At 53.5% G+C, this 12,571-nt stretch carries 11 protein-coding genes and 1 other RNA gene; 1 reads left to right on the plus strand and 11 read right to left on the minus strand.

The window, feature by feature from the left end; translation table 11 throughout:
- Positions 1–21 precede the first annotated feature (21 nt).
- The 4 genes from rnpB to IEV46_RS03120 form a co-directional block, all read right to left on the minus strand.
- Positions 22–442, minus strand: an RNA gene (rnpB, locus tag IEV46_RS03105) — RNase P RNA component class A.
- A gap of 67 nt (positions 443–509) precedes the next feature.
- A complete protein-coding gene (locus IEV46_RS03110; RefSeq protein ID WP_188429790.1) occupies positions 510–1,619 on the minus strand; it encodes a Nif3-like dinuclear metal center hexameric protein in 1,110 nt (369 codons plus the stop codon).
- Positions 1,595–2,344, minus strand: coding sequence for a tRNA (adenine(22)-N(1))-methyltransferase (locus IEV46_RS03115; protein ID WP_188429793.1), 750 nt, complete (start codon positions 2,342–2,344; stop codon positions 1,595–1,597). Before IEV46_RS03115 ends, IEV46_RS03110 begins: the two co-directional genes overlap by 25 nt.
- A gap of 27 nt (positions 2,345–2,371) precedes the next feature.
- A complete protein-coding gene (locus IEV46_RS03120) occupies positions 2,372–3,118 on the minus strand; it encodes an endonuclease/exonuclease/phosphatase family protein (protein WP_229735898.1) in 747 nt (248 codons plus the stop codon).
- 133 nt (positions 3,119–3,251) lie between these two features.
- Here IEV46_RS03120 and IEV46_RS03125 point away from each other — a divergent pair, with 133 nt between their 5' ends.
- On the plus strand, positions 3,252–3,458 hold the full coding sequence (locus IEV46_RS03125) for a spore germination protein (protein WP_188429798.1): 207 nt from the start codon (positions 3,252–3,254) through the stop codon (positions 3,456–3,458).
- A 39-nt stretch (positions 3,459–3,497) separates the two neighbouring features.
- Here the strand turns inward: IEV46_RS03125 and IEV46_RS03130 are convergent, their stop codons facing one another.
- From IEV46_RS03130 to rpoD, 7 genes are all read right to left on the minus strand, one after another.
- Complete coding sequence (locus IEV46_RS03130) at positions 3,498–4,949, minus strand: M1 family metallopeptidase (RefSeq protein WP_188429800.1); 1,452 nt, start codon at positions 4,947–4,949, stop codon at positions 3,498–3,500.
- 217 nt (positions 4,950–5,166) lie between these two features.
- Positions 5,167–6,288, minus strand: coding sequence for a 4-hydroxyphenylpyruvate dioxygenase (hppD, locus tag IEV46_RS03135; protein WP_188429802.1), 1,122 nt, complete (start codon positions 6,286–6,288; stop codon positions 5,167–5,169).
- A 162-nt stretch (positions 6,289–6,450) separates the two neighbouring features.
- A complete protein-coding gene (locus tag IEV46_RS03140) occupies positions 6,451–7,368 on the minus strand; it encodes an NAD(P)/FAD-dependent oxidoreductase (protein ID WP_188429804.1) in 918 nt (305 codons plus the stop codon).
- 56 nt (positions 7,369–7,424) lie between these two features.
- The gene (locus IEV46_RS03145; protein WP_188430326.1) at positions 7,425–7,907 is read right to left on the minus strand and encodes an RrF2 family transcriptional regulator; all 483 of its coding nucleotides are present in this window, start codon (positions 7,905–7,907) and stop codon (positions 7,425–7,427) included.
- A gap of 423 nt (positions 7,908–8,330) precedes the next feature.
- Entirely contained in the window at positions 8,331–9,971 is a 1,641-nt protein-coding gene (locus IEV46_RS03150) for an AMP-binding protein (RefSeq protein ID WP_229735899.1), read from the minus strand.
- Between the two features lie 89 nt (positions 9,972–10,060).
- Complete coding sequence (locus tag IEV46_RS03155; protein WP_188429808.1) at positions 10,061–11,203, minus strand: acyl-CoA dehydrogenase; 1,143 nt, start codon at positions 11,201–11,203, stop codon at positions 10,061–10,063.
- A 224-nt stretch (positions 11,204–11,427) separates the two neighbouring features.
- On the minus strand, positions 11,428–12,546 hold the full coding sequence (rpoD, locus tag IEV46_RS03160) for an RNA polymerase sigma factor RpoD (protein ID WP_188429811.1): 1,119 nt from the start codon (positions 12,544–12,546) through the stop codon (positions 11,428–11,430).
- Between the last annotated feature and the right edge of the window lie 25 nt (positions 12,547–12,571).

Below are 12,571 nucleotides of genomic sequence, written 5' to 3' on the forward strand. Positions count from 1 at the left end.
TGTTTTTCGATGGTTTCTATAGAGGAAGGCAAACCGTAAGCCGAGTTCTGTTCTCCAAGTGGTCAGCCGGCGTCTGTCGAAACGCCTCCCACCGACGGAGTGGCAATCATCTGTCTAGGCGATGCATTGCTGCACCGCTCAAGCGACCAACCCGGGATCACTGCGGGCAACAGATGCGTCTGATCGACGCGGATCCCCTATCAGGTCTTGCTCCGGGTGGGGTTTACCTAGCCAACATGTCTCCATGTTGCTGGTGCGCTCTTACCGCACCGTTGCATCCTTGCCTGTGGAACCGTCGGTTCCCATCGGCGGTCTTCATTTCTGTGGCACTTTCCTTAGGGTTGCCCCCACCGGCCGTTAGCCGGCACCCTGCCCTATGGAGCTCGGACTTTCCTCCCGTGGGACCTTGCGGTGCTCCACCGGCGATTGCCCGGTTTACTCTCCCTCAACAAGCGACATATTAAATTGTATCAAATCGTGACGACCAAAACAACAGGCAATGATTGGGTCTAGATGTAATTGAAAGGATTGGTATCCACCGTGGTCACCTGCACCGGCACTTTCTTCAGGTGAGCATTCTCTTTCAGTTTCTGTCCGATCCGGTCCAACACGAGATGCTCCACATGATGGCCCGGGTCCAACAAACTCAGGCCGTCGGCCAGTGCATCCAATGCGGTATGATGATCCAGATCCCCGGTGATGTAAACATCTGCCCCCAATGCTTTTGCTTCCGGATAGTAACGTCCACCGGAGCCGCCCAGAACAGCCACCCTGGAAACCTCCCGCTCTCCGTCTCCCACCATGCGTAAACCGGGGATTCGGTAGGCTTCTTTCAACTTCAGAGCCAGCTCCTTCAACTTCATCCTTCGGGGCAGTGTCCCCACCCGCCCCAAACCGTCCACCTCTCCCGGCAAATCGAGGGGGTAGAGATCATAGGCCGGCTCTTCATAGGGATGGGCTTTCATCATGGCAGCCACTACCCGATCCCGGATCTCTCCGCTGATCACTGTCTCCAGCCGCACTTCCCGCACCTGTTCCAATTCTCCCTGCTTTCCGATAAAGGGGTCGGTTCCCGCTCCCGGAAGGAAGGTGCCGGTTCCGTCCAGATTGAAGGTGCAATGACTGTAGTTTCCGATCCAACCGGCACCGGCCTCGCACACTGCCCGCAATACCTGATCGTGGTGAGTCTCCGGTACGAAGACGACCAGTTTTTGAAGTTGCCGGGTCCGTGTGGGGATCATCACCCGGGTCTGTTCCAGCCCCAACTTTTCACACAGGAGATCATTCACCCCGTCCCGGGCGGAATCCAGATTGGTATGTGCGATAAAGACATGAATGTCATGTTTGAGGAGTTTGGAATAGAGACGACCCGCCGGCTTGTCCGTCCGCAAATCCTTGAGTGGACGAAAGATCACTGCATGGTGGGCAACAATCCAGTTGGCTCCAATCCGGATCGCTTCATCCACCACCTCTTCTGTCACATCCAATGCCAGTAAAATTCCGTCAACCTGCGCTTCCGGATCCCCCACCTGTAATCCGATCCGATCATTTTCCACTGCCAATGACACAGGGGCCCATTCTTCCATCACATGGATCAAATCTTTTCCTTTGACAACCATGAATGTACCTCCTCCCATCGACGCCGCTGGGCATCCAGCTCTTCTCTCCGTTTGACGGCCTCCGGTGAACGTGCCGATTGAAGGCTGGCCAGGATCCGATTCAGCCCCAGCAGCTCCTCTTTTACCTTCTCTCCCAACAAAGGGTGGCGATCCCTCCAAAGCAAGGGTCCAAGCTCCAGAGCCTGTTCACGGGTCAGAGGAAGTCCCCTGTAAGGGAAATGGGGATCCCCCTGCCGGGCGGAGATGATTTCATACAGAACTCCTCTTTCTTTCACCAAATCTTCCCCGTCGATTTCCCAACCGTTCTCCAGCAGCCAAGCACGCACCCGGTCCCCGTTGTTGTTGGGCTGCAACACCAATCGCTCCACTCCCTGAATCCGATCTTTCCCCCGGGACAAAATGGAGCTGATCAAGACGCCCCCCATTCCCGCCAATACCACCACATCTGCCTCGTCCCGCCGAAGAACACTCAGCCCGTCTCCGAGCCGAACCTCCACTCGGTTCGTCAACCCCTGGTCCCAAATTCTTTTACATGCATTTTCAAAAGGACCCTGGTTGACTTCCCCGGCAATTCCACGTTTCAATCCTCCCTGCCGGGCGAGAAAGATTAAGAGCAATCCATGATCCGAACCGATATCCGCCACCACCCGGCCGGGAGGGATTCGGGCGGCCACCGCTGCCAACCGATCGGAAATGTGGCTCAATCCTTGCTCCCTCTCTTCCACCCTTTCACCCCCTCATTCATCCTCTCATTATAACGAATCGGGGGAAGCAAATTCAGGTTCTTTTTCGCTCTTCAATTTCAGTACAGAGAGCACCGGCAAATGATCGGAAGGACACTCTGGAGTGACCACCACAGATGCCTTTTCCCGATAAAAATGACAGGAGCAGAAAATATAATCAATCCGTTTGCGAGGAGAGGGGCAAGGATAGGTGGAATCGGACACCCCGGACTCCCCCAGAGTATCGAGAAGAAAGGGGGCGAGACGGACCACTGCCGACCGGCCCGGGGTCACATTCCAATCTCCCAACGCCACCACCGGTTGAGACAGATCCCGGCACTCCTCCAGCAACAGATCCACCTGTTGTCTCCGCATCCAGGGACTGAGTCCCATATGAGTCACGACCACGCGGATGGAAACCGTCTCCCCCGGCGGGATCCATTCAGCAATCAGCAAGGCACGGGGTTCCTCTCCCCTGCGTTGCACCCGTCGATTGCGTACATTATGCACCTGGCCCTTAATCAAGAGTCCGTTCCCGTACCCTGCCGGCTCCCCCGTTGCTTCGGTGTGACGGATCGCCGGTCCAAACAGGGAATCCATTCCCAGGCGTGCCGCCAACCAACCCAATTGGTCCGCAAAACCACTTCGGTGGTGAAACCGGACATCCACTTCGTTCAGTCCCACCAGATCCGGGGCTTCCCTTTCGATGACCCGGGCGATCCGCTCCAGATCGAGATGACCGTCGCAACCCAATCCATGACGGATGTTGTAACCCATCAACTTCACCTTCATTTCCACCTTCCACGATGTTTTCCTTCCATGTTTATGCACGACCGCGGATTCCATTTTTTCAACACCGGAACCCGACCCATCCCGGGGCATAGAATGTTGAAAAAGGAGGGCGCCCGAAATGGCTGTCGCCAATCAGATCTTCAACGCCAAATTGATCAATGTGTCTCAGGCGGGCAACATCAATATCGGGGATTGCGTCAACGTCGGAAAGCATTTCAATGTTCTCGATCTCGGCGGATCGTTCCCCATCGGAGATTTCATCGCCAACATCCAAGGCGGTACCAACCAGTTCATCGACCCCGATGTGATCGATCAAGCATGGTAAAAAAGAGGACCGGCAAGGGGGATGCCGGTCCTCTCTCTATTATGATGCCCTTTTCTGCTTTTCTGATTTGGGATCCGGTTTAAAATAGAGCCACCGGTCAAAGAAGGGTTGGAGATCCTTGCCCGCCACCTCGTTGGCCACACGGATAAAATCCGATGTGGTGGCTGTCCGGAATCGATAGCAGCTGTAATAGGTGCTCAGGAGCTTCATCACCTTGTCCTTTCCCAACTCATCCATCAACGCCCACATCATGGCGGCGGGCCGGGTGTACACCATCATACCGTAGATGGGATCGGAGTATTTGTAAAGGGGCTCAACAGAGGTGATCCCTTTTTCCTTATGGATTTGGTCAGTTCTTTCCGCCGCTTTGACCAGCAATCCCCGCTCATCTTCTCCCATCTTCTCCTGCATGAAAAGAAACTCGGAAAAGGTGGTCAACCCTTCGTCAAGCCATGGCTCCTTCACTTGGTTGTTTCCGACCACGGCATACCACCACTGGTGAGCCAATTCATGAGCAACCACATTGACGGCAGGACGTTCCCCTTTGCGGGTGGGGATCTTATCCACCGAAGTCACCAGTCCGGGGTACTCCATACCGGCAATACCGTAACCCGTCTCTCCCAACACCACGTCAACTTCGTTATAAGGATAGGGACCGAAATGTTTGCTGAAAAATTCCATCCCGGAAACGGCGGCGTCATGAAGCTCCTGGGCCACATCCTCCATCCCCTTGAGATACCACAGATTGACTTGGATCTCTCCCGCTTTTCCCTCCACGGGTTCATAATCTTTGGAGATGACCGCTGCAAAGTCGCGAACCCGATCCTGTCTCAGGGTCACCGGTTTCATCACCGGATCCCGGTAATCGCCGGCTGTGGTGATCAGCCGATATCCCTCAGGCACCTCAAAAGTGACTTCAAAATCGGAAATCCGGCTGTAGAATGGATCTCCCGTGGTCGTATAGGGATCCGTGTGCCACCCTTCTTTGTCCTTGACCGCCAGCATGGGATACCATTGAGCCAGAAAAGCAGTGTTCTTAAATTGATTCAGCCGGGTTCCCCCTTTGGGCAATTTCAGTTCATAATCCATTTTCACCTGCACGGAGTGGCCTGGTTGCACCGGTTCGGGAAGACGAACCTCCATCAAGGTCTCCTTCACCCGTTGAACAACCTTCGCACCATCCGCTTTGATATTTTTCACCTTCAGATACCCTGGCTGTTCCGGCTTGGATTCCTTCCCCCATTTCCAGTTGGCGAAGGCGTTGGGGTAGAGGTGAAAATAAAGACGGGTCATCGGTTCACCGGTCACCGGAACCTTCACTGACAAATCTCCCGTCACCTTGGCTGTCCGGTCATCATATTTGGCCCGAATGGAATATCGGGGCCTCTTCTTTGGTTCACCGGAAGTCTGCCCCTCCGCCTGTCCCACTCCCACCAAAATCGACCCCAGCATCGAGGTCAGAATTAAACCTAACAAAAAGCGACGCTTCATCCGTCCCACTCCCCGCTTCTGATGGAATCCTTTCCCACTTAGGGTTTCCAACCGGGAGCTTTTTATGACGATGGGGCGTCGCTGTAACTCAGGTGTGCTGATTAGGGTGGGTCAGACAAATCTAGCCTGGGGCCGGACAGTCGGGATTGGGTTTCACATTCCTTCGGAAACTTGAATTAACAGACAAGCCCTTCATAGACTGATGGTAACCGTTTGATCAGAGGTTTCCGCGCCGCTCCTGTTCCCGTTCGATCGCCTCAAACAGGGCTTTGAAGTTGCCCTCACCGAAGCCACGGGCTCCTTTGCGCTGGATGATTTCAAAGAAGAGCGTCGGTCGGTCCACGATCGGCTGGGTGAAGATCTGGAGCAGGTATCCCTCATCATCCCGATCCACCAAAATCCGGTGCTTGCGCAGATCTTCCAAAGCTTCGTCAATCTCCCCCACCCGACTGTGCAATTCATCATAATAGGAATCAGGGGTATCAAGGAACTCCACGCCTTTGGCTTTCAGCGCTTCCACCGTCCGGATGATATCATTGGTGAAGAGAGCCACGTGCTGCACTCCCGGCCCCCGGTAATACTCCAAATACTCCTCGATCTGAGATTTCTTCTTTCCTTCTGCCGGCTCGTTGATCGGAAATTTGATGCGGCCGGTACCGTTCTGCATCACCTTGGACATCAGGGCGGAGTATTCCGTGCTGATGTCCTCATCCCGGAAGTGACGAAGTTCCTTGAAGCCCAGCACTTTTTCATAGTAGGATACCCACTCTTCCATTCTCTCCACATTGCCGACAACATGATCCACCCCTAGCAAACCAGCATCTTCAAAGGGAATGGAGAAATCTGCTTCCACAAACCCCGGGGCAAACACACCCTGGTAGTTCCTCCGCTCGATCAGGGTGTGAATCGTGTCCCCATAGGTTCCGATGATCGCTTTCTTGATCACCCCGTGGGCATCCTTTTCCTCCCAGGGTTCCCGGACGGAGATCCCCCCGCGGGAGACCGCCTCCCGGTATGCCGAGTCCACATCGTTCACCTGCAGGGCGATATCCTTCACTCCGTCCCCATGCAATTTGACAAACTCCGCGATCGGATGGTCAGGGGAAAAGGAACCGCTGACCACGAGGCGAATCTGTCCCTGCTCCAACACATAGGAAACGATATCCCGGCTTTGGGTCTCCAGTCCTTTATAAGCCACGGGATGAAAACCGTAGGTCTTGCAGAAAAAATAAGCGGCCTGTTTGGCATTGCCGCTATAATACTCCAAATAATCCACGTCCAGGATCGGAAGAAAATCTTCCACTTCCACTCCGGTCGGATTCCTTTTCCATTCAGTCATTTCATCCACCCCCGTCTGAAAGTTTCCCACCTTCAGAATACAGGAGCTCACAGAAAGCCCGCAAGCATGCGAAGAATCGCGTTAACGCTTTATTCGGGTAGATTGAAACCTCTGACATAAGGGATCACAGCTATTTAATCTATAACTACTGTATCATAAATGTCATCCGTTTCTCTTCCAAACCTCCATATTCAGTTCATTGTTTATGGTCGCGGCGACAAATGCGCCCATCGAGGCGGCAGCTATGGCCTGATGCAGTCGCGATGCCGCATCCCCGGCGCTATAAACGCCCGGAACGTTCGTTTTCCCGAAATCGTCGACAACAATCGTTCCCGATTCCGTGATCTGGCATCCGATGACTTGCGGCAAGTCCGTTCCCGTAACCAGCTCCGGTTTAAAAAAGATCCCCCTGCATGGAATTGTCGTCCCGTCTTCGAGAACAACTTGCCGCACCATCCCGTCAGTTGAGTCGATGGACCGGATCGGCGATTCGAATACGGGGACATGATGCCGACGAAGTTCCTCGCGCTCGGCGTCCGTCAGCTCGTCGGGGCCGTTCGTGCAGATGGTAAAACAGTTCGTCCATCCGGAAATCAATGGAGCGAAATGCATCAGCTCAGCCCCCTTATTAATGATGACAAGTGGCTGATCCCTTAACTCCCAGCCGTCGCAATACGGGCAGACGAAGGCACTTTTCCCGTATACCTCCGCCAGTCCGGGAATGTCCAACGGCCGATCCTTCATTCCGACAGCAAACAGCAACTTTTTGCTTGCAAAAGTTTGTCCTCGCGCAGTCTCAATTTGGAACTGGCCGTCCGTGCCCGCAATCGTCACGGCCGTATCCTCCACAAAAAAGACGGACGGATAGGCGCTGATCTCTTCCTGTGCGATCCGCCGGAATTCGCTTGGACTGATCCCGTCGCGGGTAAGAAACCCGTGGGCCTCGCGAGTCACTGCGTTGCGGGGACGGCCTTCATCGATTACCGCCACATTTTTCCTCGCCCGCCCCAGCACGAGGGCGGCATTCAAACCTGCCGGCCCTCCGCCAATAATCACCACATCGAGCAGTTGATTTTCCATGTATTCAGGCACCTCCATAGACCTGTAATATCCATAATTAAATTACAAGAAGTGTATCACTTCTTGTTTACAGCATCGTTCTCCTTGAAGGCTTCATCCAGCACCGACTGAATCGTATGTTCCCGCAAGTATTGATACAAATGCTGTTCAGCGCCGTCCATTACCTTTTTAACCAGACATTCACTGTTTCCTTGACATTCGCGATCCCGTTCCGCAGCTCTCTCTTCAGCTAACAACCGATGCTGCTTCGAATTCAAGGTCGAGCATTCAAACAGCGATTGCCGGCCTTCGATCACGTGGATCACCTCAAGAAATGTAATCTGCCCGGCCGGCCGTGCAAGCTCGTAACCGCCGTTCACCCCCGGCACTGCACGTACGATACCATCCCGCCTCAACTTGGACATGATTTTGGATAAGTAGCTTTCCGAAACACCAAGTGACGCAGATAACTCCTTGATTCCGATGTTGCGGCGATGCTTCGAGTGAGCCAAATGAATTAAGGCGTGCAGAGCGTAATCGGTGCTTTTGGAAAACTGTATGTTAACTTCCTCCCTTCCCAAGATGATTCATTATGGACCTCCAATATCCATAATAAACGATTCGTCTCCAATATGCAATGATCGGTTCCTCTATTTGCAGAATTTCCTCTTGCAGTGCTTCAGGAAACCATGCAAATACGGGGTCTGCATAATCCATCCCCCAGCAATCCAACAAGGTGCTTACCCGCCTCTGGAAGCGTAACCTAGAAGCGTTGTGATTTAGTGCATTCTTGGACGGTCGGGATTGGGTTTCACATTTCGCTTCCGTTGTTCTGACGAGCCAAAGACACTCCATGTGAAACCCAACCCTCCTGTGATGTTGCTCCTCGTTCTTCCCACAGGCGGGTAACCGCCTGACCGTTCATCACGGGGAAAAACGGACCCGTCATCGGAGTCCGTAGGTTTGTACCGAATCCAACTGCTTCAGCTTTTCACCTCCAACCCCAGTACCTGTATCGCCTGTTCCCTCAGCTTGAATTTTTGGATCTTGCCGCTGGCGGTCATGGGATAAGAGTCGACGAGGTTCATGTAGCGAGGGATTTTGTAGCGGGCGATCCGGCCATCACAGTATTCCCGGAGCTCGTCGATGGTGAGAGATTCGCCCTTCTTGAGCCGGATGAAGGCCATCACCTCTTCCCCATATTTTTCATCTGGAACCCCGACGATCTGAACGTCCAGGATTTTGGGATGGGTGTAGAGAAACTCTTCAATCTCCCGGGGGTAGATGTTTTCCCCACCCCGGATGATCATATCCTTGAGCCGTCCGGTGATCCGGAGGTACCCCTCCTCATCCAGAATGGCCAGGTCCCCGGTGTGGAGCCACCCCTCCTCATCGATGGCCTGACGGGTAGCCTCCGGCATCCGGTAATAGCCTTTCATCACATGATAGCCCCGGGTACACAGTTCCCCCTGCACTCCTGTCCCCACTTCCTTCCCGGTAGCGGGATCGACGATTTTGACCTCCACGTGGGGCAATTTCTTACCCACAGTGGAGACACGGCGTTCGATGGGGTCATCGGTCCGGGTTTGGCCGATCACGGGAGAAGATTCCGTCTGGCCGTAGGCGATGGTGATCTCCCGGGCACCCATGTCGTCCATCACCCGCTTCATCACTTCCATCGGACAGTTGGAACCGGCCATAATCCCTGTTCGCAGGGAAGAGAGATCAAAACGGGAAAATTCCGGATGGTTCAGCTCAGCGATAAACATCGTCGGAACCCCGTGCAGGGCGGTACACCTCTCCGCTTCCACCGTCTGAAGGACGGTGAGGGGATCAAATTGAATCACCGGAACCATCGTTGAACCGGCGTTGACACAAGCGAGAGTGCCCAGGACACAACCAAAGCAGTGAAAAAAGGGAACCGGAATACACATGCGATCCTCCGGAGTCAATTTCATACACTCAGCAATGTTGCGGCTGTTATTGATAATATTGTGATGAGTGAGCATCACTCCTTTGGGAAAACCGGTGGTCCCGGAGGTATATTGCATATTGATCACATCATCTGGATCCAGAGAGGCTTGCCGCTCCGCCAACAAGGAATCATCGAAACGATCCCCCATCTGGAGAAGATCCGACCAGAGAAACATCCCCGGCTTTCTTTCTTCCCCGAGGAAGATCACGTTTTTCAGTTTGGGAAGCCGGGCCGAGCACAATTGTCCCGGTTCGGATACCGCCAGTTCCGGACATATCTCATACAGCATCTCCACATAACTGGCGCCTTTGAACTCCTCCATCAGAATCAACGTTTCCGTATCCGACTGGCGGAGCAGGTACTCCAATTCACGGGTCCGGTAATTGGTGTTGACGGTAATCATCACAGCGCCCATCTTGCCGGTGGCAAACTGGGTGACCAGCCATTCGGGATGGTTGGTGGCCCAAATCGCGAGATGATCTCCCTTTTTCAACCCCAATTTCATCAAGCCCTTGGCGACCCGGTTACACTCATCACGGAATTGGCGATAGGTCCACCTCAGATTTTTCTCCGGATAGATCACCCCTTCCCGATCCCCCTGCCTGGAAACCACCTCGTCGAGCAGATCACCCATTGTGATATGAAGCAAATCCGCCAAACCGGTCCCCTCCCCGTTGTAATTTTCAGACATGTCTAGAGAAGTGTCCCTCCGCGGAGGGACAAAGTTGGATATCCGCTTCAACATCCGATTTCCCGGGCGATCACCATCCGTTGAATCTCAGAGGTGCCTTCACCGATCTCCGTCAATTTGGCATCTCGGAAAAACCGTTCCACCCGGTATTCGTGCATGTAACCATATCCGCCGTGAATCTGTACCGCCTGATCACAGACACGCATGGCAATCTCCGAGGCAAAAAGTTTTGCCATGGCGGCCTCTTTTGAAAATTTGCGACCCTGATCCTTCAGCCAGGCCGCTTTGTAAACCATGTTTCGCGCCACCTCAATATTCATCGCCATATCCGCCAACTTGTGCTGAATCGCCTGAAACTTGGAGATGGGGTGGCCGAATTGTTTTCGTTCCTTGGCATATTGAAGAGCAGCCTCATAAGCACCCTGGGCGATCCCCACGGCCATCGCTCCGATTCCAATCCGACCGCCGTCCAATGTGATCAGAAACTGTTTAAACCCTTCCCCGATCTTACCCAAGATATTTTCATGGGGAACCCGTACATTTTCCATAATCAACTCGGTGGTGTTGGAACTGTGAAGTCCCATTTTCACATAGTTGTCAATCACCTGGAACCCTTTTGCATCGGTGGGAACGATCAATGCACTGATCTCGGGGGATCCATCCTCTTTCTTTCCCGTTACCGCCGTCAGAGCCAAATATTTGGCAAAGCTGGCATTGGTGATAAAGCACTTGGAGCCGTTGATCACCCAGTCGTCTCCATCACGGATGGCCGTGGTTCGGGTGCCGCCTGCATCGGATCCGGCGTTGGGTTCAGTGAGGCCGAAGGCACCCAGGCTCTCTCCTTTACACAAAGGAATGAGGTATTTCTGTTTCTGCTCCTCGCTTCCAAAGAGATACAAAGGGGCACAGCCCAAAGAGATATGGGCCGAGTAGGTGATCCCTGTGGAAGCGCAGACCCGGGACAACTCCTCCACCGCAATGGCGAAACTGATCGAGTCAGCTCCTCCGCCGCCGTACTCTTCCGGAAAGGGAAGTCCCATCAGATTCAGGTCTGCCATCTTCCGGAATATCTCAACGGGAAAGGTTTTGGTTCGGTCCCGTTCGTCAGCTCCCGGCGCCACTTCCCCCTCGGCAAAATCGCGCATCAGCTTGCGGACCATTTTTTGTTCTTCTGTCAGGTCAAAATTCATTTCCACTCCACTCCTGTTATCCTTGATGAGAGCGCTTTCATTCATTATTATAAGTTCAAGAGGGATTTTCCTTCAAGAATTTTTGGAATGTACTTGTTTTGGTCGATTCCCTCCCTCATACAGGATTTGCATCGGGTTCGGAAAAGGGATAAAATTGAACCAATCATCAACAAAAAATAAAAGCACCCATCATCGGAGTGCTTTTCCAGAAAGTTGTACCCATCTTATTCAAGAAAATCTTTCAATCGCTTGCTACGGCTGGGATGGCGAAGTTTACGAAGCGCTTTCGCCTCAATCTGGCGAATGCGCTCCCGGGTGACGCCAAACACTTTCCCCACTTCTTCCAGGGTCCGGGTGCGACCGTCGTCCAGTCCAAAACGGAGGCGCAGTACGTTTTCCTCCCGGTCGGACAAAGTATCCAGCACATCCTTCAGCTGCTCTTTCAAAAGCTCGTACGCGGCGGCATCCGCCGGTGCCTGGGCATCATCGTCGGGAATGAAGTCACCGAGATGGGAATCGTCCTCTTCACCGATCGGGGTCTCCAGAGAGACCGGCTCCTGGGCGATCTTCATGATCTCCCGCACTTTTTCCGGGCTGAGTTCCATCTCCTCAGCAATCTCTTCCGGGGTGGGTTCCCGTCCCAGTTCCTGCAACAGCTGACGCGAAACCCGGATCAGTTTGTTGATTGTTTCCACCATGTGCACCGGAATCCGGATCGTCCGGGCCTGATCCGCGATCGCCCGGGTGATCGCTTGCCGGATCCACCACGTGGCATAGGTGCTGAACTTAAATCCTTTACGGAAATCAAATTTCTCCACAGCCTTGATCAGACCCATATTCCCTTCCTGGATCAAATCGAGAAACAGCATCCCCCGACCCACATATCGTTTGGCGATACTGACCACCAGCCGCAGATTGGCCTCCGCCAGGCGCCGTTTCGCTTCTTCGTCACCCTCTTCGATCCGCTTGGCCAGTTCCACTTCTTCCTCGGCGGACAGCAGAGGCACCCGGCCGATCTCTTTCAGATACATCCGGACCGGATCGTTGATCTTGACACCGGGAGGAACGCTCAGGTCATCCTCCAGCAGTTCGTCATTCTCCTCTTCCTCTTCATCAGAGAATTCCATAGGTTCATCGTCCTCGTTCAGAACCTCGATCCCCTGTTCACTCAGGGCTTCAAAAAACTCATCCACTTGTTGAGGTTCCTGGTCAAAGACGGACATCTTTTCAGTGATCTCTTTATATGTCAGAACTCCGCGCTTTTTCCCCAGATTCGTCAGATGATCCTTCACTTGTTCCAGGGTGAGCTCGTGTTCCACATCCACGTTTTGCTCATTTGCCAACTTGCGGCTCCCTCCTTCCCTGATC

The organism is Kroppenstedtia guangzhouensis, from assembly GCF_014637345.1.
Classification (GTDB): Bacteria; Bacillota; Bacilli; order Thermoactinomycetales; family DSM-45169; genus Kroppenstedtia; species Kroppenstedtia guangzhouensis.